Annotated in this window: 24 protein-coding genes and 1 pseudogene; 15 read left to right on the top strand and 10 right to left on the bottom strand. The window is 74.6% G+C overall.

Going from position 1 to position 26,001, the window contains the following annotated elements; genetic code table 11:
• Positions 1-17: 17 nt before the first annotated feature.
• On the bottom strand, positions 18-923 hold the full coding sequence (locus ACFIF2_RS20930; RefSeq protein ID WP_395574710.1) for a LysR family transcriptional regulator: 906 nt from the start codon (positions 921-923) through the stop codon (positions 18-20).
• 143 nt (positions 924-1,066) lie between these two features.
• On the opposite strand from ACFIF2_RS20930, the gene ACFIF2_RS20925 reads away from it, so the two are divergent.
• Both ACFIF2_RS20925 and ACFIF2_RS20920 read left to right on the top strand, forming a co-directional pair.
• Entirely contained in the window at positions 1,067-1,294 is a 228-nt protein-coding gene (locus ACFIF2_RS20925; RefSeq protein ID WP_395574709.1) for a hypothetical protein, read from the top strand.
• Between the two features lie 109 nt (positions 1,295-1,403).
• Positions 1,404-1,760 (top strand): hypothetical protein, encoded by a 357-nt coding sequence (locus ACFIF2_RS20920; RefSeq protein WP_395574708.1) that lies wholly within the window; start codon positions 1,404-1,406, stop codon positions 1,758-1,760.
• Positions 1,761-1,767: 7 nt separating this feature from the next.
• Here ACFIF2_RS20920 and ACFIF2_RS20915 read toward each other — a convergent pair whose 3' ends face one another.
• Complete coding sequence (locus ACFIF2_RS20915) at positions 1,768-2,751, bottom strand: TerC family protein (RefSeq protein ID WP_395574707.1); 984 nt, start codon at positions 2,749-2,751, stop codon at positions 1,768-1,770.
• A gap of 148 nt (positions 2,752-2,899) precedes the next feature.
• Between ACFIF2_RS20915 and ACFIF2_RS20910 the strand changes: the two genes are divergently transcribed.
• Both ACFIF2_RS20910 and ACFIF2_RS20905 read left to right on the top strand, forming a co-directional pair.
• The gene (locus ACFIF2_RS20910; protein WP_395574706.1) at positions 2,900-4,123 is read left to right on the top strand and encodes a polysaccharide pyruvyl transferase family protein; all 1,224 of its coding nucleotides are present in this window, start codon (positions 2,900-2,902) and stop codon (positions 4,121-4,123) included.
• A gap of 33 nt (positions 4,124-4,156) precedes the next feature.
• Complete coding sequence (locus ACFIF2_RS20905) at positions 4,157-5,584, top strand: FAD-dependent oxidoreductase (RefSeq protein ID WP_395574705.1); 1,428 nt, start codon at positions 4,157-4,159, stop codon at positions 5,582-5,584.
• Positions 5,585-5,596: 12 nt separating this feature from the next.
• Here ACFIF2_RS20905 and ACFIF2_RS20900 read toward each other — a convergent pair whose 3' ends face one another.
• Both ACFIF2_RS20900 and ACFIF2_RS20895 read right to left on the bottom strand, forming a co-directional pair.
• Complete coding sequence (locus tag ACFIF2_RS20900; protein ID WP_395574704.1) at positions 5,597-6,616, bottom strand: RNA polymerase sigma factor RpoD/SigA; 1,020 nt, start codon at positions 6,614-6,616, stop codon at positions 5,597-5,599.
• Positions 6,617-6,765: 149 nt separating this feature from the next.
• The gene (locus tag ACFIF2_RS20895; RefSeq protein ID WP_395574703.1) at positions 6,766-8,733 is read right to left on the bottom strand and encodes a BTAD domain-containing putative transcriptional regulator; all 1,968 of its coding nucleotides are present in this window, start codon (positions 8,731-8,733) and stop codon (positions 6,766-6,768) included.
• 131 nt (positions 8,734-8,864) lie between these two features.
• Between ACFIF2_RS20895 and ACFIF2_RS20890 the strand changes: the two genes are divergently transcribed.
• Positions 8,865-9,743 carry an alpha/beta fold hydrolase gene (locus tag ACFIF2_RS20890; RefSeq protein WP_395574702.1) on the top strand — a complete coding sequence of 293 codons (879 nt, stop codon included), beginning with the start codon at positions 8,865-8,867 and terminating at the stop codon, positions 9,741-9,743.
• A gap of 141 nt (positions 9,744-9,884) precedes the next feature.
• Positions 9,885-11,129, top strand: coding sequence for an MFS transporter (locus tag ACFIF2_RS20885; RefSeq protein ID WP_395574701.1), 1,245 nt, complete (start codon positions 9,885-9,887; stop codon positions 11,127-11,129).
• Positions 11,130-11,291: 162 nt separating this feature from the next.
• Here the strand turns inward: ACFIF2_RS20885 and ACFIF2_RS20880 are convergent, their stop codons facing one another.
• Complete coding sequence (locus ACFIF2_RS20880; RefSeq protein WP_395574700.1) at positions 11,292-11,717, bottom strand: PPOX class F420-dependent oxidoreductase; 426 nt, start codon at positions 11,715-11,717, stop codon at positions 11,292-11,294.
• Between the two features lie 94 nt (positions 11,718-11,811).
• A complete protein-coding gene (locus tag ACFIF2_RS20875; protein ID WP_395574699.1) occupies positions 11,812-12,762 on the bottom strand; it encodes an NAD(P)-dependent oxidoreductase in 951 nt (316 codons plus the stop codon).
• Positions 12,763-12,983: 221 nt separating this feature from the next.
• On the opposite strand from ACFIF2_RS20875, the gene ACFIF2_RS20870 reads away from it, so the two are divergent.
• Entirely contained in the window at positions 12,984-13,436 is a 453-nt protein-coding gene (locus ACFIF2_RS20870) for a type II toxin-antitoxin system PemK/MazF family toxin (RefSeq protein ID WP_395574698.1), read from the top strand.
• On the opposite strand, the pseudogene ACFIF2_RS20865 reads toward ACFIF2_RS20870, so the two are convergent.
• A pseudogene (locus tag ACFIF2_RS20865) lies at positions 13,421-14,256 on the bottom strand (TIGR02452 family protein). The gene ACFIF2_RS20870 and the pseudogene ACFIF2_RS20865 sit on opposite strands and share 16 nt — an antisense overlap.
• On the opposite strand from ACFIF2_RS20865, the gene ACFIF2_RS20860 reads away from it, so the two are divergent.
• The 5 genes from ACFIF2_RS20860 to egtD all read left to right on the top strand — a co-directional run bounded on the left by ACFIF2_RS20860 (position 14,233) and on the right by egtD (position 19,026).
• Positions 14,233-14,364: a hypothetical protein gene (locus tag ACFIF2_RS20860; RefSeq protein ID WP_395574858.1), complete on the top strand. Its 132-nt coding sequence runs from the start codon at positions 14,233-14,235 to the stop codon at positions 14,362-14,364. The pseudogene ACFIF2_RS20865 and the gene ACFIF2_RS20860 sit on opposite strands and share 24 nt — an antisense overlap.
• 222 nt (positions 14,365-14,586) lie before the next feature.
• The gene (gene egtA / locus ACFIF2_RS20855; protein ID WP_395574697.1) at positions 14,587-15,888 is read left to right on the top strand and encodes an ergothioneine biosynthesis glutamate--cysteine ligase EgtA; all 1,302 of its coding nucleotides are present in this window, start codon (positions 14,587-14,589) and stop codon (positions 15,886-15,888) included.
• Positions 15,885-17,267: an ergothioneine biosynthesis protein EgtB gene (gene egtB, locus ACFIF2_RS20850; RefSeq protein WP_395574696.1), complete on the top strand. Its 1,383-nt coding sequence runs from the start codon at positions 15,885-15,887 to the stop codon at positions 17,265-17,267. Before egtA ends, egtB begins: the two co-directional genes overlap by 4 nt.
• Positions 17,267-18,067: an ergothioneine biosynthesis protein EgtC gene (gene egtC, locus ACFIF2_RS20845; RefSeq protein WP_395574695.1), complete on the top strand. Its 801-nt coding sequence runs from the start codon at positions 17,267-17,269 to the stop codon at positions 18,065-18,067. Before egtB ends, egtC begins: the two co-directional genes overlap by 1 nt.
• Complete coding sequence (gene egtD, locus ACFIF2_RS20840) at positions 18,064-19,026, top strand: L-histidine N(alpha)-methyltransferase (protein WP_395574694.1); 963 nt, start codon at positions 18,064-18,066, stop codon at positions 19,024-19,026. Before egtC ends, egtD begins: the two co-directional genes overlap by 4 nt.
• Before the next feature lie 67 nt (positions 19,027-19,093).
• On the opposite strand, the gene ACFIF2_RS20835 is transcribed toward egtD, so the two are convergent.
• Positions 19,094-20,353 (bottom strand): extracellular solute-binding protein, encoded by a 1,260-nt coding sequence (locus tag ACFIF2_RS20835; RefSeq protein ID WP_395574693.1) that lies wholly within the window; start codon positions 20,351-20,353, stop codon positions 19,094-19,096.
• A 242-nt stretch (positions 20,354-20,595) separates the two neighbouring features.
• On the opposite strand from ACFIF2_RS20835, the gene ACFIF2_RS20830 reads away from it, so the two are divergent.
• Positions 20,596-20,811, top strand: coding sequence for a dodecin (locus tag ACFIF2_RS20830; protein WP_395574692.1), 216 nt, complete (start codon positions 20,596-20,598; stop codon positions 20,809-20,811).
• Between the two features lie 21 nt (positions 20,812-20,832).
• Here ACFIF2_RS20830 and ACFIF2_RS20825 read toward each other — a convergent pair whose 3' ends face one another.
• Entirely contained in the window at positions 20,833-21,324 is a 492-nt protein-coding gene (locus ACFIF2_RS20825) for a hypothetical protein (protein ID WP_395574691.1), read from the bottom strand.
• Between the two features lie 232 nt (positions 21,325-21,556).
• Between ACFIF2_RS20825 and ACFIF2_RS20820 the strand changes: the two genes are divergently transcribed.
• The gene (locus tag ACFIF2_RS20820) at positions 21,557-22,576 is read left to right on the top strand and encodes an LLM class flavin-dependent oxidoreductase (protein WP_395574690.1); all 1,020 of its coding nucleotides are present in this window, start codon (positions 21,557-21,559) and stop codon (positions 22,574-22,576) included.
• Between the two features lie 54 nt (positions 22,577-22,630).
• On the top strand, positions 22,631-24,982 hold the full coding sequence (locus ACFIF2_RS20815; RefSeq protein ID WP_395574689.1) for an ATP-binding cassette domain-containing protein: 2,352 nt from the start codon (positions 22,631-22,633) through the stop codon (positions 24,980-24,982).
• 44 nt (positions 24,983-25,026) lie between these two features.
• Here the strand turns inward: ACFIF2_RS20815 and ACFIF2_RS20810 are convergent, their stop codons facing one another.
• On the bottom strand, positions 25,027-25,995 hold the full coding sequence (locus ACFIF2_RS20810) for a DUF2382 domain-containing protein (RefSeq protein WP_395574688.1): 969 nt from the start codon (positions 25,993-25,995) through the stop codon (positions 25,027-25,029).
• Positions 25,996-26,001 lie beyond the last annotated feature (6 nt).

Here is a 26,001-nt window from a genome sequence, read left to right as displayed (position 1 = left end):
CCGGTCCCGTGGGCGTGTCAGGCCACCGCCCGGGCGGCCAGGCCGTGCAGTTCCTCCAGCGCCGCCGCGACCGCCGGACGCCGGTGGCCGCCGCTGCGGGTGCACGTCAGCAGTCTGCGGTGCGGCCGGCCGGCGCAGGGCACCCGCACGATCGGCAGGTCGGGGGTCAGCCGGGCCAGCCTCGGTATCAGCGCGACGCCGAGGCCGTGGGCGACCAGGTGGGCGGTGACGTTCCACTCCCGCGCGAGATGGACCACGTCGGGGGTGAACCCGGCGGCGCCGCACGCCGACATCACGTGCGTGCGGCAGGGGCTGTCCGCCATGGGGGTGATCCAGGGCTCGTGCGCGGCCTCGGCGAGGTCGGCACCGTCCCGTCCGGCCAGCGGGTGGCCCTCGGGGACGACCAGGTCGAAGGGGTCGTCCAGGAGCGGCCGCTGGTCGAAACGCGTGTCCGCGGCCGGCGGGTTGGCCGGGGTCGCCTCCACCACCGCGAGGTCCGCCTCCCCCTCGAAGAGCAGGTCGAAGCTCTCCACCACCTCGACCTCCCGGATCCGGACCGACAGCCGCGGATGGCGCTCACGCAGCCGCGCGGCCATCGGGGCCAGCAGCACCGCCACGGCCACCGGGAGCCCCGCCACCCGCAGCGGCCCCGCGGGCATGCCCTCCCCCGCCCGCAGATCCAGCTCGGCCTCGTCCCAGCGGGCCTGGATGACGTCGGCGTGCGCGAGCAGGCTCTCGGCGGCCGGGGTGAGCCGGACACCCCTGCCCTGCGGCTCCAGCAGATCGACGCCCAGGTCGCGGGCGAGCTGCCGGATCTGCTGGGAGGCCGCGGACGGGGTGAAGTGCAGGGCCCGGGCCGCCGCGGTGACCGTGCCGTAGTGGGAGACGGCCCTGAGGACGTGCAGCCTGCGCAGGTCAATCATGAAGTTCACGCTTCACGGTGGAGTCCGTAAAGTCAACCTGGACGTGAACGGATCCGGGACCGCACCCTGGAAGTACCGCGGTGCTCGCTACACGTGCCGGACACCACCCGTCCCACGTGACGTCCGACGTACGAGGAGTCGCCATGCCCAGCTCGACCGGTCTCGTGTGCCCGCACTGCGGGTGGCCCGACGGTGCCGAGCCCTTCCAGGTGCTGTCCGGACACCCCACCGCGGCGGGCGGCACCCTGTGGACCCGGTGCGCCTGCGGTTCGCTCCAGGCCCGCGTCGTCGACGCGCACGGCACCCGCGTCGTCTCGCGCGGCAGGCCCACGCCGGCCTGCCAGGGCGGCGGCCCCGACGCGGCGAGGTAGCCGTCGGCGGGCCCGTCGGGCGACCCTGAGACCTCCGAGGTTCACGCCGCCGCCGTCACCCCGTTGACTGGTCACGCCAACGAAGAAGCGCGACCTCACGGGAGTACGCATGCGCCGCACGAAGAGCCTCGTCACCGCGGGCCTGGCCGCCGCCGTCTCTGCCCTGGCCCTCACGACCGCCGGCCTCGCCGTCCCCGCGCAGGCCGCCCAGGCCGCCCCGTCCGCGGCGGCGGCCGGCGTGGACTGCGACGGCTGGGTGCACAACAACAATCCGGACCACGGCATCGCCGGATGCAGCAACAACACCGACCGGACCGTCACCTTCCGCGCCGAGGTGGTCTGCGGCTGGGCGCCCGACGTCTCGGGACAGTGGGTGACGCTCGCGCCCGGGCAGTACGGCGAGTCCTCGGGCGTCTGCGCGATCTACAGCTCGGGCGTCGGCAGCGTGGGCTGGACCATCCAGTAGCCCCCGCTCACCCCTCCCGCTCCCGCTCCTCCTCCTGTTCCTGCTCCTGCTCCTGCTTCCTCGCGGCCACCAGGCTCGTGACCGTGGTGACCGCGAGGACCAGCACGATGAAGCCCAGCGAGAAGGGGATGCCGATCTCGGGCACGTGGACCCCGGACTCGTGCAGGGCGTGCAGGATCAGTTTCACGCCGATGAAGCCCAGGATGACCGACAGGCCGTACGAGAGGTGGACCAGCCTCTTCAGCAGGCCGCCGATGAGGAAGTACAGCTGGCGCAGGCCCATCAGGGCGAACGCGTTGGCCGTGAACACGATGTACGGGTCCTGGGTCAGACCGTAGATCGCGGGGATGGAGTCCAGGGCGAACAGCACGTCGGTGGAGCCGATCGCGAGCATCACGACCAGCATCGGCGTCATCACCCGCTTGCCGTTCTCCTCGATCCACAGCTTGGTGCCGTGGTAGCGGTCGGCGACGCCGAAGCGGTGCTCGATCGTCTTCAGCAGCTTGTTCTCCTCGTACTCCTCGTCATGCCCGCCCTTGCGGGCGTCCTGGATGAGCTTCCAGGCGGTGTAGATGAGGAAGGCGCCGAAGATGTAGAAGACCCAGGAGAAGGCCGAGATGATCGCCGCGCCGGCCGCGATGAAGGCCGCGCGTAGCACCAGGGCCACCAGGACGCCGACCATCAGCACGCGCTGCTGGTACTGCGAGGGCACCGCGAACTTCGACATGATCAGGACGAAGACGAAGAGGTTGTCCACGCTGAGGGACTTCTCGGTGATGTAACCGGCGAAGAACTCGCCCGCCGGCCCGCCGCCGGCGACCACCAGCAGCCCCACGCCGAACAGACAGGCCAGGATCACCCAGACGGCCGTCCAGATCCCGGCCTCCCTGATCGAGACGTCGTGCGGCTTGCGGCCGATGAAGAAGTCGGCGGCGACGAGGACGCACAGGCCCGCGACGGTCAGCAGCCAGGTCGTGAGGGAAACTTCCACCGGTGCTCCTGATGCGCAGGGGGACGGAAACGCGCGAGGGGTTCTCGGACAGGGTGTTTCCCAGGGGCGGCGCAGGCAACCCGGCAGCGTGCGCGGTCCGCGCACCGAGGCCGGCGGGCCGGCCGACCCCGACGACGGGAGCTCCCGGATGAACACTGCCCCCTCGTGTCCGCCCCCCACCCGGCCGGGCCCGCGCATCGGCGTACTCGGTTCGTACGGCGGCTTCAACATCGGTGACGAGGCGATCCTGACCTGCGTCCTGAGCTGTCTGCGCGCCCAGCGGCCCGACGCGCACCTCGTCGTCCTGAGCCGGAACGCGGAGCACACTCGCGCCCACCACCCCGACGCCGACGAGGTGGTGCCCTGGGAGGGGGTCAGCCGCAACCACGTGCTGGACGTGCTGCCCGGCCTCGACCTCCTGGTGCTGGGCGGCGGCGGCATCCTCTACGACGGCGAGGCGCGCCGCTACCTGCGGGTGGTCCGCGCGGCGCAGACCCGCTCCGTGCCCACCTTCGCCTACGCCGTGGGCGCGGGGCCCTTGACGGAGGCCGAGGACCGGGAAGCGGTGCGCACCGTCCTGGCGGAGATGCACGACGTCGTGGTGCGGGACGAGGAGTCCCGGCTGGTGCTGGAGGAGGTCGGGCTGGAACGGGAGGTCGCGGTCACCGCCGACCCGGCCCTGCTGCTGGGCCCCGAACCGTTCACCGAGGCCATGATGCGCGACGAGGGCATTCCCTCCGGCGCCCGCCTGGTGGGGATGTCGGTGCGGGAACCGGGCCGGGCCGCCGAGAAGCTGGACGAGGGCGACTACCACGCGCTGCTCGCCGACGTCGCGGACTTCCTGGTGCGGCGGCTGGACGCGCACGTGGTGTTCCTGCCGATGGAGCGGCACGACGTACGGCACGCGCACGCGGTGCTGTCCCACATGACCGCGCCGGACCAGGGCCGCATCCTGCACGGCGACTACAGCCCGGGGCAGGTCCTCGGCTTCATGCGCCATCTGGACCTCGCCGTCGGCATGCGGCTGCACTTCGTGATCTTCGCGGCGCTGACCGGCGTACCGGTGCTGCCCCTGCCCTACTCCGGCAAGGTCTTCGACTTCGCGCGCCGGCTGGGCGCCCCGGCCCTGGTGGGCGTGGCCCGCGAGCAGGCCGGGCTGCTGCTGGCGGAGGTGGACCGGCTGTGGGACGAGTACCCGCGGCGCCGGGAGGACCTGCGGGCCCGGATGCGGGAACTGTCCGCCGCCGCCCGGGAGACCTGCGTGCGCTGCGGATGCCTCCTCGACGAGCTGGGCCGGACCGGTGAGGGGCCGCGGGTCCGCGCGGCGGGCGACGAGCCGTACGCCGCCGAGCCGCGCCCGCTGCACGCCTGAGCGCCGCGCAGAGCCAGACCTCCGAGGAGAGCGATGCCGATCCTGGAAGAGCCCCGCGAGCCCCGCACGGTGACCCTGCCCCCGCGGCCCGCCCGGCACGGGGGCCGGTGCGACGTCCTGGTGGTGGGCGGCGGCCCCGCCGGGTTCGCCGCCGCGGTCGGCGCGGCCGACGCCGGGGCCGACGTCGTCCTGGTCGAGCGGTACGGGTTCCTCGGCGGCAACGCGACCGTGGCGCTGGTGATGCCGCTGATGTCGTTCCACAACGAGCACAAGCAGGCCGCGTTCACCGAGTCCGGGGACACCTCACGGCTGCTGCCCACCGACCACGGCGAGGGCGAACCGGTGGTCGCGGGCGTGCTGTGGCAGCTGCTCGACCGGCTCATGGGGCGCGGCGGCTGCCTGCCGCCCTCCCCGAGAACCGGGTACACGGTCCCCTTCGACCCGGAGCTGTTCAAACTCGCGCTGCTGGAGATGATGGACGAGTCGGGCGTGCGGATGCTGTTCCACTCCTTCGCCTCCGGCGCGCTGCCCCTGGACGACGGCTCGGGCTGGCGGGTGGTGTTCGAGACCAAGTCGGGGCCGGTGGTGATCGACGCCGGCGTGGTCGTGGACGGCACGGGCGACGGCGACGTGGCGACCGCCTGCGGGGCGCCGTACGAGGTGGGCCGGCCCGAGGACGGGCTGGTGCAGCCCATGACGCTGATGTTCCGCGTCGCGGACTTCGCCCGGCCGGACTTCGCCGACTACGTGCGGGCCCATCCGGACCAGTGGCGCGGCGTGCACGGCCTGTGGGACCTGATCGAGGAGGCCAGGGCGGCGGGCGAGCTGCGGCTGCCGCGCGAGGACATCCTGTTCTTCGCGACCCCGCACCCGCGCGAGGTCGCCGTCAACAGCACCCGCGTCAACCGGGTGCTGGGCACCAGCGTGTGGGACCTGACCCGCGCCGAGTACACGGCCCGCCGCCAGCTCTCCCAGATCGACCGCTTCCTGCGCACCCGCGTGCCCGGCTTCGAGGAGTCGTACGTCGTGCAGAGCGGCACGCACATCGGTGTGCGGGAGAGCCGGCGCGTCCTCGGCGACTACCAGCTGACCGGTCACGACATCCTGGCGGCCCGCACCTTCCCGGACGTCGTCGCGCACGGCGCCTACCCGGTCGACATCCACAACCCGCGCGGCTCCGGCACCACCCTGAAGCGGGTGCCGCGGGGCAGTTTCTACGACATCCCGCTGCGCTGCCTGGTGCCGCGGGGCACCGAGCGGCTGCTGGTGGCGGGGCGCTGCATCTCGGGGACGCACGTGGCGCACTCGTCGTACCGGGTCATGCCCATCGCCATGGCGACCGGCCAGGCGGCCGGGGTGTGCGCCGCGCTGACCGTCCGGCACGGGGGCGGGCCGCGCGGTCTGCCCTACCGGATGGTCCAGCACGAGCTGCTGCGGCAGGGGGCACGGCTGCGCACGTAGGGCCCCGGCCCGTCAGCCCGCCCAGTCCAGGAGGCGGTCCCGGGTCTCGGGGGCGCGGAGGTGGTCCAGGGAGGCCTTCTCCAGCTGGCGGACCCGTTCCCGGGTCAGGCCGACGTGCTGGGCCACCTCGTGCAGGGTGCGGGGGCGGCCGTCGTGCAGGCCGTAGCGCAGGCTGAGGATCATCGCCTCGCGGGGCGCGAGCGTGCCGACGGCCTCCCGCAGTTCCGCCGCGAGCGCCTGGAACTCGGCGACCTCGGGGGCCCGGAGCACCTCGGTGTCGGGGATGAGGTCGCCGACGACGGTCTCGCCGGTCTCGTCCACCGGGGTGTCCAGGCTGACCGCGTCCCGGCCGACGCGGCGCAGCCAGACGACCTTGTCCCCGTCGATGCCGCTTTCGGCGGCCACCTCCTCGGCGGTCGGCTCGCGGTCCAGGCTCCCGCGCAGCCCGCGCTCGACCTTGGCGAGCTTGTGCAGCTGCTCAACGACGTGCACGGGCAGCCGTACCGTGCGCGCGTGGGTCGCCAGGCCCCGCTCGATGGCCTGCCGGATCCACCAGGTGGCGTACGTCGAGAACTTGAAGCCCTTGGTGTGGTCGAACTTCTCCACGGCGCGGATCAGGCCGAGGTTGCCCTCCTGGATGACGTCCAGCAGGGGCAGCCCGCGGTGGGCGTGCCGTTTGGCCATCGAGACCACGAGCCGCAGGTTGGCCCGCACCATGTGGTCCTTGGCCGCCTGGCCGTCGCGGACGGCCTCCTCGAGCGCGCGGCGCCGCCCCGGCGTCGGTGCGGGCTCGCCGGTGTCGGCGGCCTCCAGTTCCGCCAGGGCCAGGACGCCGGCCTCGATGCGCCGGGCCAGGCGCACCTCGTCCTCGGCGGTCAGCAGCGGGGTCGCGCCGATCTGGGACAGGTACTGGCCGAGCAGGTCGGGTTCCTCGTCGGGTTCCGGGATCCGGCTACGCAGGCGGGCGGTGCGGGCGGGGGCGCGGCGGTCCTCCCCGGTGCCCGCCGCCGGTGTCCGTGCCAGGGGAGCCATGTCGCTTCCTCCGTCCCCCTCGTCGGTTCCGGGGTCGGTGCGGGACCGCCGGGCAGTGGGCCGGGAGCCCCGAACGACCCTGCGGGTACCCGGCACGGTCCCAGACAACCCCGGGTCGGCGTTCCGTCCCGGGGCACCTCGCCGGACCTTCAGGAGCCGAGGGTCCGGCGGATCGCGGCGAGCCAGTCGTCGACGGGCCCGAAGGTGAGCAGGCCGCTGCCCGCGCCCGCGAGTTCACCGGACGCGGGCAGCAGCCGTGCGTACGTCCGCTCCAGCGCCGTGCGGTCGCCGAGGGCGAGGGCGAGGGCGGCCTCGGCGCAGCACAGGGCCTCGTACAGGAGGTCGGGCGGTGGTTCGGGCAGGGCCGCGAGCGCCGTGCGGGCCTCGGTGTCCCGGCCGGCGGCAAGGAGGGCGAACGGTTCGGCCCAGGGCCGGTACGGCCCCCAGTCCGTGTCCGGGTCCACGTCCGCCGGACGTCCGTGGGCCAGGCGCAGGCCGAGCAGGGCCAGGGGCGGCAGCCCGCGTTCCAGGCCCGGCATGCCCGCACCGGCCAGGCGCGCGGCGGCGGCCCGGTAGGCGCGCTCGGCGCTGTCGTACGTGCTGCCGGCCGCCTCGCGCAAGGCCCGGTACCAGGCGGTGAAGACGGCCACGAGCGGGCGTTCGTGCCGTGCGGCCAGGCGGTCCACGGCTGCGGCGTGCTCGTCGGCGCCGGTGAAGTCGGCCGGCGCCGCGCGGGCCTGGAGCCGGATCAGGTGGCCGAGGATCTCGTGGTTGACCAGGCCGTGCCGGGCGGCGAGCGCGACGAGTTCCGCGCCGATCGCGTCGCGACGCGAGGCCAGCCCGGCGGTGGTGCAGGACTGCATGAAGACGCCGTTGAGGGCGAAGGCGAGCAGCGCGGGGTCGTCGAGCCGGCGGGCGATGCGCTCGGCCTCGGCCGCCGCCCGGGGTCCGCGCGGGGACCTGACGCCCCGGGACTCCAGGGCGACGGTGGCCAGCAGGCGGCAGCGGGCCGCGTCGGCGGTGGTGTCGTCCGGCAGGGCGGCGAGGGTGCGTTCGGCCGCCGCGACGATCCGCCGGGCGGTGACGGGGTCGTCGCTCCGGGTCCAGTTCGCGGGCACGTCGTAGGCGCCGATCACGCGGGCCGTCAGTTCCGCGTCGCCCGTCTCCTCGGCCGCCGCGACCGCCGTCGTACGGTGCTCCCGGGCCGCCTCCAGTCCGCCGCCGCCGGTGACCGCGAGGGTGCGCAGCAGGCCGACGGTCGACTCCAGGCGGGCCTGGGCGCCGGCGGCGACCGTGCGGTCGTACGCCTCCGTGGCGCGGGCCCACAGGCGGGCCGCCGCCTCCGCCGGCTCGCCCGGCGGGTCCAGGCCGGGGTCCTGGGCGAGGATGCCGGCCTCCAGGCGGCGCAGTCGGGGGCCCGGGTCGACGCCCAGCCGTTCGGCGAGCAGGGCGCGGGCGCGGCGCAGCACGGCGAGGGCGTCCGCCTGGCGTCCGGTGCGGTACAGGGCCAGGGCGAGCAGGCGCCAGGCCTCCTCGCGCCAGGGGTGCTCGGTGAGGTGGGCGTCCAGGTCGGGCACCGCCTCGGCGGCCCGGCCCAGCTCGACCAGCAGTTCCGCCCGGCGTTCGACGGCACGCAGCCGCAGTTCCGTGAGCCGGGAGCGCTCGGCGCGGGCCCACCGGGCGTCGCCGAACTCGGCGTACGCGGGGCCCCGCCACTCTCCCAGCGCCGCCCGGAGCCGCTCCGGGGCCCGGCCGGCCGGCAGCCGGTCGGCCTCGGTGACGGCCGCCTCGAAGCGCCACGCGTCCACGGCGTCCGGCGCGGCGCGCAGGGCGTAGCCGGGTCCCTCGGTGACCAGCAGCGTCGCCGGGGCGCGCGGCGGGCGGCCGGGCTCCAGGGCGCGGCGCAGGTCCCCGACGAAGGTGCGCACCGCCCCCACGGCCCGCGGCGGCGGCTCCTCCCACAGCTCCTCGACCAGGCGGCCGACCGGGACGACCCGACGGCGGGCCAGGACCAGCCGGGCCAGCACGGCGCGGTGCCGGGGGCCCTTCAGCGCGAGCGCGTCGCCGGCGCGCTCGGCCGTGACCGGTCCGAGCACACCGAAGGTGACCGCTTCCATGTTCCGTCCGCTCCGATCCGCCACCGCTCGTGCCCTCACCACGGTACGCGTGCTGATCGGTTGCTGATCCGCGCCCGGCAGGCTCTCAGCAGTCACCGGTACGACGTACGACAGAGAGGCACGACCCCGCCATGACACCGACCTTCCCCGGCTTCACCCACGACCGCGTCACGGTCGCCGACGGCGTCGCCCTGCACGTGGCCGTCGGCGGCTCCGGCAGCCCGGTCGTGCTGCTGCACGGCTTCCCCCAGACCCACCTGATGTGGCGGCACGTCGCCGCCGGCCTCGCGGCCGACCACACCGTCATCTGCCCCGACCTGCGCGGTTACGGCGACAGCGACAAACCGGCCGACCCGGACGGCACGGCCTACGCCAAGCGGACCATGGCCGCCGACGTCGTCGCCCTGGCCCGGGCGCTCGGGCACGAGCGGTTCGCGCTGGCCGGGCACGACCGGGGCGCGCTCGTCGCGGTGCGGGCCGGGCTCGACCATCCGGACGCGGTGACGCACCTGGCCGCGCTGGACGTGCTGCCGACCCTGGACATGTGGGACGTCCTGCACGGCGCCTCGGCGGCCGTGGCCTTCCACCTGTACCTGATGGCGCAGCCGCCGGGGCTGCCGGAGCGGATGATCGGCGCCGCGCCGGACGCGTTCTTCGGTCACTTCCTCGACGTCTGGACGAGGGACCCGGACGCGTTGCCCGCCGATGTCCGCGCCGCCTATCTCGAGGCGTCCCGCGAGGCGGTGCCGTCCATCGTGGCCGACTACCGGGCCTCGGCCGGCATCGACGTCGTCCACGACCGGGCCGACCGCGACGCCGGCAACCGGCTGACGATGCCGGTGACCGTCCTCCAGCAGGACTGGGGCGCCGCCCTCGGCTACGACGCCGCGGCGCTGTGGCGGGCCTGGGCCCCCGACCTGCGGCACGACACCGTCGACTGCGGCCACTTCATGGCGGAGGAGGCGCCGGACGAGGTCGCCGGGGCGTTGCGGGACCTGCTCGCGCGATAGGAGCGGGGGCGGGTCCGGCGCGGGCGGGCGCGGGGGCGGGCGGGCGGGCGCGGGCGGGGGCTCCGCGTCCGTCCCCGTACAACGGCCGGTTGTGCCGCATGCCGACCGGTTGTTTGATCGGCGGCGCCGGCTGTCGCTTTGATGTCCGGCGTGGTGACGACGGGCGTGACGGGCAGCAGGTCGCTGGGGCGGCGGTTCGGGTGGCTGTGGGCGGCGTACGCCGTCAGCACGTTCGGCACGCGGCTCGCGTTCGACGCCTTTCCGTTGATCGCGGTCGTGGTGCTGGACGCCGGTCCGGCGCGGGTGGCGGCGCTCGCGGCGGCGGGTCTCGCGGTGGGTGCGCTGGTGGCGGTGCCGCTGGGCCCGTGGGTGGAGTTCCGGCGCAAGCGGCCGGTCATGATCGGGACGGACCTGGTCCGGTGCGCGGCGCTGGCGAGCGTTCCGGTCGCGTACGCGTTCGGGCGGCTCGGCTTCGCCCAGCTGGTGGTCGTGTCGGTCGTCGTGGCGGCGGCCGACATCATGTTCCGGGCCGCCGCCGGCTCCTGTCTCAAGGCGCTGGTCCGGCCCGGGGACCTGCTGACCGCGAACGGCCGCCTGGAGGCGACGACCTGGACCGCGACCATGCTCGGGCCCCCCGTCGGCGGGGCGGCGATCGGGATCTTCGGGCCGGTGGTGACGGTCGCGGTCGACGCGGTCAGCCATCTCCTGTCGGCCCTGGGGATCCGCGCGATCGGCGGCACCGAAGCGCGCCCGCCGCACGCCGGCGCGCCACGGCCGCGGGCCGGTGACCTGCTGGACGGCTGGCGGTACGTCCTCGCCTCGCCGGACCTGCGCCCGCTGTTCCTCAACACGGTCCTGGTCAACGGCCTGATCATGGCGACCGCGCCGCTGCTCGCCGTCCTCATGCTGGGCGATCTGGGCTTCGCGCCCTGGCAGTACGGTCTCGCCTTCGCGGTGCCGTGCGCCGGCGGTCTGATCGGCTCCCGGCTGGCCCGCTCCCTCGTGGCGCGCCACGGGACGCACCGGGTGCTGGTCACCAGCGGGTTCCTGCGCGTGTGCTGGCCCGTCGGGCTGGTCTTCGTCGGCCCGGGCGCCGGGGGGCTGGTCCTCGTGATGGCCGTCGAGTTCGGGCTGATCACGTCGATGGGCGTGTTCAACACGGTGTTCGCCACGCGCCGTCTGGACCTGACCCCGGCGGACCGGGTCGCGCGCACCCTGTCCGCCTGGACGATCAGCGGGAAGCTGACGACCGCGGCCCTCATCGCCCTGTGGGGCGTCCTGGCGGGCCTGACCGGAACCCGGGCGGCGGTCGCGCTCGCGGGTGTCCTCCTCCTGGCGACGCCCCTGCTGCTGCCGCGCCGCCTCCATGCCTCACCCAGACGGTGACCGACACGCGATGCCGCGCCGTCGGCCTTGGACGAGGCGCGCGGACGTGTCGATGCGCGGCCGAATCCCGTGGCACGCCGGGCCGTTGCCGTGCGCGCACGGCACCGTCGACGCCGTCGCGCCGGCCCGGCGGTGACCGCCGGGCCCTCTCGCGCGGGCCGCTCAGGGGGAGGCCTGATCGCTGTCCTTCATAGCGCCCCAGCCGTGCCAGCGCTCCACCTCGATCCAGGCGTTGACCCGGGCCCGGACGCGGTCGGGGTACGGGTTGCCCGTGTAGTGCGTGGAGAGCCGGTCGATGCCGGTGCGGTCCTCGTCGTCACTGATCTCGGCGACGCGGCCGATGAGGGTCACGTGGGTGTACCAGTCGTCGCCCGCGAGGACCGTGAGGGTCACACGGGGGTCGCGCCGCACGTGTCCAAGCCGTACGCGTCCCTCGTCGAAGTTGACCAGGACCCGGCCGTCGTCCTCCCAGAGGTACCAGGTGGGGGTGGAGACGGGGGCGCCGTCCGCGCGCAGGGTGGCCATGACGCACGGGTTGGCCCGGCGCAGCATCTCGACGGCCTTGGACGGCAGGGGCGGCTTGGACATCGTGGACTCCTTCGGTCGTGGTGGGGGCTGGGGTGGGGGCCGTGTCGCTCTTCGGGCCGTGTCGCCCAACCGGTACCCGGTACCCCGGACGCGCTCATTCGGACCGGTTCTCCGGCCGGTTCTCCGACGGGTTCTCCGGCCGGTTCTCCGACGGGTTCTCTACCGGGTGCTCGTCGAAACTGGCGAAGTACGCCGCCGCCATGTCCTCCTCGCCGTGGCCCTGCGCAGCGGCGCGCGCCAGGCGTTCCGCCCCGGCGGCGGCCACGTCCAGGCGGACGCCGTTCGCCTCGCCGGCCTCCACGATGAGGCGGGCGTCCTTCGCCGCGGTGGCGACCGCGAACTGGGCCGGCGTCAGGGCCCCGTCGCGGATCAGGGCGGACTTGGCGCGCAGGTACCCCATGTCGAGCGGCCCGCCGGCGATGGCGTCGAAGAAGCCGTCGGGATCCACGCCCAGCGCCTTGGCGAGCGCCAGGGCCTCGCCGGCCGCGTTGGTGGCGGCCAGGACCCAGCTGTTGGCCACCAGCTTCAACCGGGTGGCGCTGCCCGCGGCGCCGTCCTCACCGGTCCACACCGTGCGGGAGCCGACGGCGTCGAAGACGGGCGTCACCGCGTGCCGGGCGCGTGCCGGGCCGGCGGCCAGCACCAGCAGCCGACCGGCCTCGGCGGGCTGCCGGGTACCGAGGACCGGGGCGTCGAAGAACACGAGGTCGTGGTCGTGGGCGAAGGCGGCCAGGTCGGCGACCGCGTCGACGCCGGCGGTGGTCGACTGCGCCCACGCGGCGCCGGGACGCAGACCCGGGGCGGCCCTGCGCATGACGTCGAGGGCGGCCGGACCGTCGTACAGCATGGTGAGGACGACGTCGGCGTCCCGCACCGCCTCCTCGGGGGTGTCGGCGACGTGCGCGCCGTCGGCGGCCAGCGGCTCGGCCTTGTCCCGGCTGCGGTTCCAGACACGGACGGTGTGCGAGGCGCGGGCGAGGTTGCGGGCCATCGCGGCACCCATGATGCCGGTGCCCAGGACGCTCACGGTCAGCTGGTCGGTCATGACGTCGGTCTTCTCTCCTCGTACGGTCGGTGGCCGGGCCCGCGGTCGCGAGCCCGGTGATCAGCCTGCCACCGGGCCGGGGGAAGGGCGTCGTTCGGTGGTCCTGGCTGCATGCTGGCCGCTCGGGGTGGGCCCTGCCACTCGGTGACCGGGCCGGGCGGCTCGCCGCTCACCGCCCGCCCCCTGCCGCGGCCGGTCGGCGCGTCCCGTACGGTACGGCCGTGAGCGCCTTCACCGACGACACCGCCCCCGTCCCCGGCCGCCACGGCCCCTTCGCGACCACCGAGGCCGACCCCCGGGACGTGGGCCCGGTGCGTACCGAGTACTCCCCCGCGCACGACGGGGACCCGGACCCCGGCGAGATCGTCTGGACCTGGGTGCCCTACGAGGAGAACGACGGCCGGGGCAAGGACCGGCCGGTGCTCGTCGTCGCCCGGGAGGCGGCCGGCACGCTGCTGGCCGTGCAGCTGTCCAGCAGGCGGCACGACGGCGACCGGGAGTGGGTGCCCATCGGGAGCGGGCCGTGGGACCGCTCGGGGCGGGACTCGTGGGTCGACGTGGACCGGGTGCTGCGCCTGCACGACGCCGGGATGCGCCGCGAGGCGTGCGCCCTGGACCGGATGCGGTTCGACCTCGTACGGCGGCGGCTGCGGGAGCGCTACGGCTGGAGCTGAGCGGGACGGGCACCGGCCTCGGGGAAGGCCCGGCCGAACGCCTCCCGGACGGTGCCGCCGGGCGTGCGGTCCAGGATGCCGAACGTCACCCGCTCGAACGCCGCCGCGAACCGTCCGCCGGGCCCGAGCAGCGACCGGAAGGCGCCCGCGACCTCGGCGGGGTCGTTGCGGAACACCCCGCAGCCCCAGGCGCCGAGCACCAGCCGCCGGTAGCCGTGGGCCACGGCCGTCTCCAGCACCCGTTCGGCGCGTACGGCCAGGGCGGCGGGCAGTTCGGCGGCGCGCTCCGGGGCCGTACGCAGGACCGCGCCGGCGTTCGGCGCGGCGGAGGTGAGGAAGCCCGCCGTGTATGGCTCGTCCAGCAGGCGGCCCCGGTCGTCGCGAAAGACCGGCACGTCGGGCGAGTGGATGACGCGGTCCGTGTAGAACGGGTCGCGGTGGGCGCGGTGGTGGTCGTAGAACTCGCGCGCCCGCAGCAGGCAGGTGTACAGCGCCGAGGCCCGGCACAGGGCCTCCTCCTGCGCCTGGGCGCCGTTGAGGTAGCCGCCGCCCGGGATGGGGGTCCCCCCGGCTCGAACGAAGTTGAGAGCTGGGGGAGGGCGGAGGCGAAGTTGAGCACGGCGACCCGGCCGCCGACGCGGTGGGCGGCCTCCAGGCTGCTCTCGCCGGTGACCTCGAAGAGCGTCGGGACCGGGGCGGGGGCGGGCACGTCGACGGGCCCCGGGCCGTACATCCGCGTACCGTCCCGTGCCGCCTCGACGGCGGGCCCGATCCGGACCTCGCGCCCGTCGGCGGCGTGGTAGACCCCCGCCGCGACGATCTGCTCGGTGCGCTGTGCGATGCCCCGCAGGCGCGCGCTCATGGCGACACCCCCGTGGACGCCATGACCGCGCGCCGCGCGGCCTCCCTCGTCGTGCTCATGCAGTGATCCTGGGTGATGCTGGTGGGGCGGTGCAACGGAGTTTCCCGGCCCGGGAACGACGGGGAAAGCCCCCGGAAACGGACGGGTCACGGGAACCGCGTTGCCGATACGTCCCGCTATGCACCCTTGTGCGGAGCAGCCCGAGGGTCTTGGGTGGGACGAGTGTGCCGACCCGGCCCACCGCGACAGGGGTCGGCGGCATGGATGGAATCTCAGGAGGATCCCGACATGTCCGATGCGGTAAGCGGCTGCACCCGGCCGCGCACCACGCTCACCGAGGCCGAGGTCGAGGCGCTGGTCCACGGCATCTGCTTCAAGACCGGCCCGCCCAGGCGCCTCGGCGTCGAGGTGGAATGGCTGGTCCACGACACGCACGCGCCACGGCTCCCCGTGGCCCCCGAACGGCTCAGCGCGCTCTACGCCGCCCTGCGGGCCGTGCCGCTGAAGTCGGCGCTGACCGTCGAACCCGGCGGCCAGCTGGAACTCAGCTCGCTCCCCGCCACCTCCCTGACGGAGTGTGTCGGTACCGTCTCCGCCGACCTGGCCGCCGTCCGCGCGGTACTGCGTGAGGACGGCCTCGCCCTCGTCGGCCTCGGCCACGATCCCTGGCACGCGCCGCGCCGCTTCCTGCGGCAGCCGCGCTACGACGCCATGGAGGCCTGCCTCGACCGCGCGGGCCCCGGCGGCCGCTTCATGATGTGCACCTCCGCCTCCGTGCAGGTGTGCCTGGACGCCGGGCACGAGGAGCCCGGCCCCCTCGGACACGTGCGCCGCTGGTGGCTGGCCCACCATCTGGGCGCGGTCCTGCTGGCCGCGTTCGCCAACTCGCCGCTGGCCGACGGCCGGCCCACCGGCTGGCGGTCCACCCGGCAGCTGCGGTGGGCGCAGATCGGCACCGGCCGGGCGGGCGGCCCCGCGCTGGACGCCGACCCGCGCGGCGCCTGGACCCGGCACGTGCTGGACGCCCCGGTGATGTGCGTACGCCGGGACGCCGGGCCGTGGGACGTGCCGGAGGGGCTGACCTTCCGCGAGTGGACCAGGAGCCGGACGCCGAGGCCGCCCACCCGGGACGACCTCGACTATCACCTCACCACCCTGTTCCCGCCGGTCCGGCCGCGCGGCCACCTGGAGCTGCGGATGATCGACGCGCAGCCCGGGGACGACGGCTGGACGGTGCCGCTCGCGGTGACGGCGGCGCTGTTCGACGACCCGGAGGCGAGCGAGACCGCCTACCGGGCCGTGAAGCCGCTCGCCGAGCGCACGCTCGGACTGCGCGCCCCGCACAACCCCCTGTACGAGGACGCGGCCCGGGACGCCCTCACCGACCCGGAGCTGCGCGAGGCCGCCGTCACGTGTTTCACCGCGGCCCTCGGCGCCCTGCCCCGGCTCGGCGCCACGGCCGAGGTCACCGAGGCCGTCGCCGGGTACCTGGAACGCTACGTCCTGCGGGGCCGCTGCCCCGCCGACGACCTGCTGGACCCGCCGGACGGCGCGAGCCGTGGCCCGAACGGGAGGGAGACCCGCCGATGACCGACCCCGCCCTGGACACCACCACCGACACCGCTTCCCGCCCCGACCCCGGCTCCCCCGCTTCCGGACCGGCCGTGGACGCGGCGGCCCTGCGGGAGCGGGCCCTGGCCACGCTCGTCACCGCCCGGGAGCGCACCACGCTGCTGACCAGCTGCGTGGAGGGCCCCGACCTGACCGCCCAGGTGTCGCCGCTGATGTCCCCGCTCGTGTGGGACCTGGCGCACATCGGCAACCAGGAGGAGCAGTGGCTGCTGCGGGCCGTCGCCGGGCAGGAGGCGATACGCCCCGAGATAGACAGCCTCTACGACGCCTTCGAGCACCCGCGCGCCGAGCGGCCCAGCCTGCCGCTGCTCCCGCCCGAGGAGGCCCGCCGGTACGCGGCCGACGTGCGGGCACGGGCCCTGGACGTGCTGGAGGGCACCGCGTTCCACGGGACGCGGCTGACGGAGGCGGGCTTCGCCTTCGGGATGATCGCCCAGCACGAGCAGCAGCACGACGAGACCATGCTGATCACCCACCAGCTCCGCAAGGGCCCGCAGGCCCTCACCGCCCCCGACCCGGACCCCGTACCGCTGTCCACGGGCCCGGCGGAGGTCCTGGTGCCCGGCGGCCCCTTCCTGATGGGCACCTCCACCGAGCCGTGGGCCCTGGACAACGAACGCCCCGCGCACCGGCGCGAGGTGGCGCCGTTCTTCATCGACACCACGCCGGTGACCAACGGGGCGTACCGGGCGTTCATCGACGAGGGCGGTTACGACGACCCGCGCTGGTGGACCCCCGCCGGCTGGGAGCACGTCCGCCGGCACTCGCTCACCGCCCCGCTGTACTGGCGCCGGGACGGCGGGCAGTGGCTGCGGCGCCGCTTCGGGGTCACCGAGGTGGTGCCGGCCGACGAGCCGGTGGTGCACGTGTCCTGGTACGAGGCCGACGCGTACGCCCGCTGGGCCGGGCGGCGGCTGCCGACCGAGGCCGAGTGGGAGAAGGCCGCCCGGTACGACCCGGCCGGCGACCGCGTCATGCGCTACCCGTGGGGCGACGCCGACCCGGGCCCCGAGCACGCCAACCTGGGCCAGCGGCACCTGCGCCCGGCGCCGGCCGGCAGCTACCCGGCCGGGGAGTCGCCGCTCGGCGTACGGCAGTTGATCGGCGACGTCTGGGAGTGGACGTCGAGCGACTTCACCCCGTACCCCGGCTTCCGGGCGTTCCCGTACAAGGAGTACTCGGAGGTGTTCTTCGGTCCCGATCACAAGGTGCTGCGCGGCGGCTCGTTCGCCGTGGACGCGGTGGCCTGCCGGGGGACGTTCCGCAACTGGGACTACCCGGTCCGGCGGCAGATCTTCTCCGGGTTCCGCACCGCCCGGTCGGCGGAGGCCTCCTGATGTGCCGTCATCTTGCCTACGTGGGGCCCGAGGAGCCGCTCGGCGGTCTCCTGGTGGCCCCGCCGCACGCCCTGTACCGCCAGTCCTGGGCGCCCCGCCACCAGCGGTACGGCACGGTCAACGCCGACGGGTTCGGCGTCGGCTGGTACGCCGGGGGCGACCCGGTGCCGGCGCGGTACCGGCGGGCCGGGCCCATCTGGGCGGACCAGTCCTTCGCCGACCTGGCCCGGGTGGTGCGGACCGGGGCGCTGCTGGCCGCCGTGCGGGACGCGACGCTCTCGGGCGCCGACGCCGAGGCCGCGGCGGCGCCGTTCGCCGCGGGGACGTGGCTGTTCAGCCACAACGGTGCCGTGGGGGGCTGGCCCGGCTCGCTGGCGCGGGTGGCCGGGACACTGCCGCCCGAGGACCTGCTGGCGCTGGAGGCCCGCAACGACTCGGCGCTGGTGTGGGCGCTGGTGCTGGCCCGGCTGCGCGCCGGGGACGACGAGGGCCGGGCCCTGGCCGAGACGGTGTCGGAGGTCGCCGCGGCGGCCCCCGCCTCCCGGCTCAACCTGCTGCTCACCAGCGGCGCCACCATCACCGCGACCACCTGGGGCGACACCCTGTGGTACCTGGCCCGGCCCGGCGGCGGCACGGTCGTCGCCTCGGAGCCGTACGACGACGATCCGCGCTGGCAGGAGGTTCCCGACCGCACCCTGCTCGTCGCGAGCCGCACGGACGTGCTGCTCTCCCCGCTCAAGGATCCCGGCGGCGCCGCAGCCCCGGACGCTTTCGTCTCCCCGAAGGAGCCCCGCACGTGAGCCCGTTCCGCCTCACCCGCACGCTGCCCGAGGACGCCACGGACGCCGCCCTGCGCGCCGACGTCCTGGCGGGCCTGACGAGCACGCCCAAGTGGCTGCCGCCCAAGTGGTTCTACGACGCGCGGGGCAGCGAGCTGTTCGAGGAGATCACGGCACTGCCGGAGTACTACCCGACCCGGGCCGAGCGGGAGATCCTCGTCGACCGGGCCGCCGCGATCGCCGCGGCGACGGGTGCCCGCACCCTGGTGGAGCTGGGCTCCGGGTCCTCGGAGAAGACCCGGTTCCTGCTCGACGCGCTCACCGGGCTGCGCGGCTACGTGCCGGTGGACGTCAGCGAGAGCGCCCTCACCCAGGCCGGGGAGGCGCTCGTCGCCGAGCGGCCGGACCTCCAGGTGCACGCCCTGATCGCGGACTTCACCGGGAGGCTGACGCTGCCCGAGACGCCGGGCCCCCGGCTGGTGGCGTTCCTCGGGGGCACCATCGGCAACCTGCTGCCCGATGAGCGGGCCGCGTTCCTGGCCGCCGTACGGTCCCTGCTCTCGCCGGGCGACGCCCTGCTGCTGGGCACCGACCTGGTCAAGGACGAGGGGGTGCTGGTGCGGGCGTACGACGACGCGGCCGGGGTGACGGCGGCGTTCGACAAGAACGTGCTGTCCGTCGTCAACCGGGAGCTGGAGGCCGACTTCGTCCCCGAGGCGTTCGAGCACGTGGCGCTGTGGAACGCCGAACGGGAGTGGATCGAGATGCGGCTGCGCTCGCGCACCGCGCAGACGGTCAAGATCCAGGCGCTGGACCTGGCGGTGGACTTCGCCGAGGGCGAGGACCTGCGCACCGAGGTGTCCGCGAAGTTCCGGCGGGAGGGTGTGCGGGCCGAACTGGCGGCGGCCGGCCTGGAGCTGACCCACTGGTGGACGGACACCGAGGGCCGGTTCGCGCTGTCGCTGAGCGTGGCGGGCTGATCGTCGCGGACTGAACGTGGCGGACCGAGCGTCGCGGGCCGAGCATCGCGGGCCGGCCCGCGACGCGTCAGCGTGCGTCGAGGTCCAGCAGTTCGGTGACGCGGTCGGAGGCCCGGCGGGCCTCCGACTCCGCGTCGCCCCCGGTGAGCACCTTCGTCATGTACTCCTTGATCGGGTTGTCCGCCTCGACCGCGCCCCACCGGGGCGTCCCGGGGGTCGCCCGGCCCTGCGCCGCCCCGGCCGCCATGGCCGAGACCCCCTCCTCGCCCGCGACGGCCTTGGCGAGCGACTTCTTGTTCGGGACGTAGTTCATGGTGCGGGCCAGGTCGGTGTTCCACTTGGTGCCGACGAGCGCCTCGACCACGGCGAGGGCGCCGTCGTGTTCGTCGGTGTTCTTCGGTACGACGAGGTCGGAGCCGCCGGTGAAGACGGCGCCGGGCTTGCCGGCGGTCTTGCCGGGCACCGGGAAGAAGCCCAGCTTCCCCTGGAGTCCCGGGTTCTCGCGCACGATGGACTGGGCGAGCCCCGGCACCGCGACGATCTGCGCGACCCGTCCGCCGGCGAACACGCCGGCCTGCGGCGGATGTTCCTCGTCGGCGTCGAGCGGGCCGTCGCCGAGGGCCTGCAACGCGCGGTAGAAGTCCATCCCGCGCAGTGCGGCCCGCGAGTGCAGGGCGCCCGTCCAGGTGCCGCCGTCCTGCACGGCCAGTTCGCCGCCCTCGTCCCAGATGAAGCCGGAGAGGGTGTACCAGTCCTGCCCGGCCAGGTAGATGCCCTGGTCACCGCCCGAGTCGAGCCGCTCGGTGACGGAGAGCCACTCCTCGCGGGTGCGGGGCGGCTCGGTGACGCCGGCCTGCTCGAACAGGTCCTTGCGGTAGATGACCACGCGGTTGGCGGCGTACCAGGGGATGCCGAACTGCTGGGACATCCACTGCCCGGGTTCCGCGAGGCCCGGCAGCCAGTCACGGATGCCCCAGTCGCGCATCGACTCCAGGGTCAGGTCCATCAGCCGGCCGCCCTCCGCGTACTGCGGGACCTGGGTGTTGCCGACCTCGATGACGTCGGGTCCGTCGGTGCCGTCGGCCTTCAGCGTGGCCTGCACCTTGTCGCCGATCCCGGTCCACTGCTGGATCCGGACGTCGAGGTCGAGGTCCGGGTGCTCGCGTTCGAACTCCTCGGTGAACCGGTCCAGGAAGTCCTGCGAGGCGCTGTCCTTCATCAGCCACACGGTGACGGTGCGCCGCTCGCCGCCGTCCTGCGACACGAGGCCGCAGCCGCTCAGCAGCGAGGCCGACACACAGGCGAGGGCGAGGAGGCGAGGTCTCACGAGGGGTCCTTCTGTCTGACGGACAGGGGCGGGGGCGGACAGGGATGTCCTGCGCACGCGAAGGGAGACCCGACGTGGGGGACGAGCCCGAGGCTCGAACGGGTGTCTGGGATTTTGGTATGGACCAATGCGGAAATCAAGGGGTGTCCCGGACCGACTCCCGACACCTCGCGATCCGCCGCCGTCTGGGGCACGGTGGAGTGACGTACGACACAGCGTCGCCGTACGAAGGGAGCATCCGCATGTCGAACCACACCTACCGGGTCACCGAGATCGTCGGCACCTCGCCCGACGGCGTCGACCAGGCCGTCCGCAACGGCATCAGCCGCGCGTCGCGGACGCTGCGCAACCTGGACTGGTTCGAGGTGACCCAGGTGCGCGGCCAGATCGAGGAAGGCGAGGTCGCGCACTGGCAGGTCGGCCTGAAGCTCGGTTTCCGCCTGGAGGACACGGACTGACGGCCCACCGCCCCGCCCGGGTCAGGTCCTGCCCTCGCGCTCCTGCGCCGCGCGCAGCGCCGCGGACCGGGCGGCCCAGCGTGCCCGGACGACGGTGAAACCGGCCCGTTCGGCGTCGTCGCACACCAGGTCGTCGTCGTCCACGAGGACCCGGACCTCGTGGGTGCGGGCGAGCCGCCGGAGGATCTCCAGCTTGGTCCGCCGGGCAGGCCGCCGGTCGGCGTCGCCCCGCATGTGCACGGGCCCCTCGGGCAGGCCGTGCGCGGCCAGCCAGTCCAGCGTGTCGCGCCGGCAGCGCTCGGGCCGCCCCGTCAGATAGACGATCCCGCACTCCTCTGCGCTCTCCCGCGCCAGGGCGATGCCCTCCTCCAGCGGCGGGTCGTGCGGCGCGGCGGCGAAGAACGCGTCCCAGTCGCGCGGCCGGCGCTCCAGGAACCGCTGCCGGTGCGCGGTGTCGGCGAGGGTGTTGTCCAGGTCGAACACGGCCACCGGGGGCCTCTTGCTGTCGGTCACCCGCCCACCCTAGGGCCTGTCTGACAATTCGCGTCGTCGCCCGGAGGGCGGCCTCGCGGCGTCAGGTGCGTGCTCTCGGCGTGCCGGGCGTAGAGCCTCGTACTGGATGTACTCGGCTCTGCGCCCGGTGCGGCGAGAGTGCGTGCATGGCGTCGCGAGGCAGGCGGGAATTGTCAGACAGGCCCTAGGACCGGGCCGGGAATCCTGGCGCGGCGCGGACGTTGAACCCCGTGTGAGCTCAGTGATCGCGACCACCCGCTTCTCCGTACTGGACCGCTCCCGCATCCGGGAGGGGCGTACCGCCGCCCAGGCGCTGCGCGACACCGTGGAGCTGGCGCGGGAGGCGGAGCGGCTCGGCTACCACCGGTTCTGGGTGGCGGAGCACCACGGCGTGCCCGGGGTGGCCGGCTCGGCGCCGACCGTGCTGGCCGCCGCCGTGGCCGGCGCGACGCGGAGCATCCGGGTCGGTACCGGCGGCGTGATGCTGCCCAACCACCGGCCCCTGGTGGTCGCCGAGCAGTTCGGTGTGCTGGAGTCGCTCTTCCCGGGCCGGATCGACATGGGGCTCGGCCGCTCGGTGGGCTTCACCGACGGCGTGCGCAGGGCGCTGGGCCGGGACAAGGACGACGCCGAGGACTTCGACGCCCAGCTCGCCGAGCTGCTCGGCTGGTTCCGGGGGACCTCGCCGACCGGGGTGCGCGCCCGCCCCTCCGAGGGGCTGCGCGTGCCGCCCTTCGTGCTGGCCATGGGCGAGGGCGCGGCCGTCGCGGCCCGGGCGGGCCTGCCGATGGTCATCGGGGACCTGCGCGACCGCGATCGCCTGCGCCGCGGCGTCGACCGCTACCGCGCCGCCTTCCGCCCGTCCGAGTGGAGCGACGAGCCGTACGTCGTCGTCTCCGGCACGGTCGCCGTGGCCGAGAGCCCCGGGGCCGCCCGGCGGCTCCTGCTCCCGGAGGCCTGGTCCATGGCCCACGCGCGCACCCGCGGCTCGTTCCCTCCCCTGCCGCCGGCCGAGGAGGTCGAGGCCCGGACGATGACCGCCAAGGAACGCGACCTGTACGAGTCCGGGCTCACCGGCCACATCGCCGGCACCGGGGAGCAGGTCGCCGAGGAGCTGGAGTCGCTGATCGGGGACACCGGCGCGCAGGAGATCCTAGTCACCACGAGCACGTACGACCGCGCGGCGCTGGTGGACTCCTACCGGCGGCTCGCCCGGGTCACCGGCACGGGGCCGCGAGCCGCAACGGCGTAGAATCGCGGGTTTGTCCCCCCGGCCGTGACCGAAGACCGTACGGAGTTCCCCGCGATGCACAGCCCCCACGACCCCTACGTCCGGGTGCGCGACGCCCGCGAGCACAACCTCAGGGGCGTGGACGTGGACGTCCCCCGGGACGTGGTGGCCGTCTTCACGGGTGTCTCGGGGTCGGGGAAGTCCTCGCTCGCGTTCGGGACGGTCTACGCGGAGGCGCAGCGGCGCTACTTCGAGTCGGTCGCGCCGTACGCCCGCCGGCTGATCCACCAGGTCGGCGCCCCGAAGGTCGGCGAGATCACCGGTCTGCCGCCCGCCGTGTCGCTGCAACAGCGCCGCACGGCTCCGACGTCCCGCTCCTCGGTCGGCACCGTCACCAACCTCTCCAACTCGCTGCGGATGCTCTTCTCCCGCGCCGGCGACTACCCGCCGGGCGCCGAGCGGCTCGACTCCGACGCCTTCTCGCCCAACACGGCGGCCGGGGCATGCCCGGAGTGCCACGGGCTCGGGCGGGTGCACCGTACGACCGAGGAGCTGCTGGTCCCGGACGCCTCCCTCTCGATCCGGGACGGCGCGATCGCCGCCTGGCCCGGCGCGTGGCAGGGCAAGAACCTGCGGGACGTCCTCGACGCGCTCGGGTACGACGTGGACCGGCCGTGGCGCGAGCTGCCCGCCGAGCAGCGGGAGTGGATCCTGTTCACGGACGAGCAGCCGGTGGTCACGGTGCACCCGGTGCGCGACGCCGACCGCATCCAACGGCCTTACCAGGGCACGTACATGAGCGCCCGGCGGTATGTGATGAAGACGTTCTCGGACTCCAAGAGCGCCACGCTGCGGGCGAAGGCCGAGCGTTTCCTCACCAGTGCGCCCTGCCCCGGCTGCGGCGGCGCGCGGCTGCGGCCCGAGGCCCTCGCGGTGACCGTCGGCGGACGCACCCTCGCCGAGCTGGCCGCGCTGCCGCTCACGGAACTCGCCGGGGCGCTGCCGACCGAGGGCGAGACGGCCCGGGTTCTCACCGGGGACCTCACCGCGCGGATCGCGCCCGTCGTCGAGCTGGGCCTCGGCTATCTGAGCCTGGACCGTCCGACGCCCACCCTGTCGGCGGGCGAGCTGCAGCGGCTGCGGCTGGCGACGCAGCTGCGCTCCGGGCTGTTCGGCGTCGTGTACGTCCTGGACGAGCCGTCGGCGGGACTGCACCCGGCGGACACCGAGGCGCTGCTGACGGTGCTGGAGCGGCTGAAGGCGGCGGGCAACTCGGTGTTCGTGGTGGAGCACCACCTCGGCGTGATGCGCGGCGCCGACTGGATCGTGGACGTCGGCCCGAGGGCGGGCGAGCACGGCGGACGCGTGCTGTACAGCGGCCCGGTCGACGGGCTGGCCGGGGTGCGGGAGTCCGCGACGGCCCGGTACCTCTTCGACCGCTCCCCCGCCCCCGCCCGCGAGGTGCGCACCCCCCGTGGCAGTGTGACGGTCGGGCCGGTCACCCGGCACAACCTGCGCGGGGTGACCGCCGAGTTCCCGCTCGGGGTGCTCACGGCGGTGACGGGCGTGTCCGGTTCCGGGAAGTCCACACTGGTCGGCGAGCTGACCCGGGAGCTGCCGGGGGTCGGCCGCCTGGTCCGCGTCGACCAGCGGCCCATCGGCCGCACCCCGCGCTCCAACCTGGCCACCTACACGGGCCTGTTCGACGTGGTGCGCAAGGTCTTCGCCGCCACGGAGGAGGCCCGCCGGCGGGGCTACGGCGTCGGCCGCTTCTCGTTCAACGTGGCGGGGGGCCGTTGCGAGACCTGCCAGGGCGAGGGCTTCGTCAGCGTCGAGCTGCTGTTCCTGCCGAGCACGTACGCGCCCTGCCCGGACTGCCGGGGCGCGCGCTACAACCCCGAGACGCTCGAAGTCCCCTACCGGGGACGGAACATCGCCGAGGTGCTGGACCTGACGGTGGAGAGTGCCGCGGAGTTCTTCGCGGACACGCCGGCCGCGGCCCGCAGTCTGTCGGCGCTGCTCGACGTGGGGCTCGGATACCTGCGGCTCGGGCAGCCGGCGACCGAGCTGTCCGGCGGTGAGGCGCAGCGCATCAAGCTGGCGAGCGAACTGCAGCGGGGGCGCCGGGGGCACACCCTGTACCTCCTCGACGAGCCGACGACCGGGCTGCACCCGGCCGATGTCGAGGTGCTGACGCGCCAGTTGCACGGGCTGGTGGACGCCGGGCACACGGTGGTCGTCGTCGAGCACGACATGGCCGTGGCGGCGGGCGCCGACCGGGTGATCGACCTGGGGCCGGGCGGCGGCGACGCGGGCGGCCGGATCGTCGCGGTGGGCTCACCGGCCGAGGTGGCGCGGGCCGGGGGCAGCGCCACCGCGCCCTATCTGGCGGCCGCCCTGTACGGCGACGGCGGGACGCGCCGGTGAGGGCGTCCCACCGGCGCGGGTCCTCGCGTTGACGGGGACGACGGTTACTCGCGGCCGCGCCGGAGGTCGTCGTCCTCGGCGATCTCCTCGGTGACGGCCTCGATCCGCTCCTTGCGCACCTGACCGCGTACCGTCTCCTCCTCCGTGTGCTCCTCGGTGGTCATCCGGACGCGCTCCATGGGCACCGTCTCGGTCTCCACCACGGGGCGTTCGGCGTGGAGGGTGATCTCGTGCTCGGCCTCGCTGATCTCGGGACCGGCGAGCGCGTCGTCACGGTTGGCCTCCGTGATCGGCTCGCGCTCCACCCGCACTTCCTCGTGGGTCACCGGGACCGTCTGCTGGACCTCCTCCGTGACCACGTACTTGCGCAGCCTCGCCCGGCCGGACTCGCGGCGTTCCACGCCGACGTGCATCTGCTCCTCGGAGCGGGTCATGGCGTCGTCGTCGCGCAGGCCCGTCCGGTCGCGGGCCTCCTGGTACCCGGCGGCACCGCCCGCGGTACCGGCCATGCGCCCCTCGGTACCGGCCATGCGCCCCTCGGTGCCCGTCGTGCGGCCCTCGGTGCCGGCGGTACGGCCCGTCGTGCCGGCCATTCCGGCGGCGCCTGCCGCGCCGGCCGCGCCGGCTCCCGTGTGGCCCGGGCCCGCGGCCCAGCGGCCGTCGTCGGTCCGTTCCGCCTCGGACAGCACGCTGTCCCAGTTGATGCCGTAGTAGTCGTAGAGCCGGTGTTCCTCGGACTCCGACAGATGGCCGCCCGCGTCGACGTCGACATTGGGCGCGCCCTTGACCTGTTCCTTGCCGTAGGGGACCTCAATGTGGTCCTGGACCAGCGAGGCGTCGCGGATCGGCACGAAGGACTCGCTGGAGCCGAACATGCCCGTCTTGACGCTCACCCACTCGGGGCGTCCGGTCACGTCGTCGAAGAAGACGTGCTTGGCTTCGCCGATCTTGTTGCCGTCCCCGTCGTAGACCGGATGGTCCAGGACGTTGGCGATCTCTTCACGGGTGATCATCTGGCA

Origin of the sequence: Streptomyces sp. BK79 (assembly GCF_044142145.1) — a bacterium.
Lineage (GTDB): Bacteria > Actinomycetota > Actinomycetes > Streptomycetales > Streptomycetaceae > Streptomyces.
This window is presented reverse-complemented; position numbering and strand designations above follow the sequence as displayed.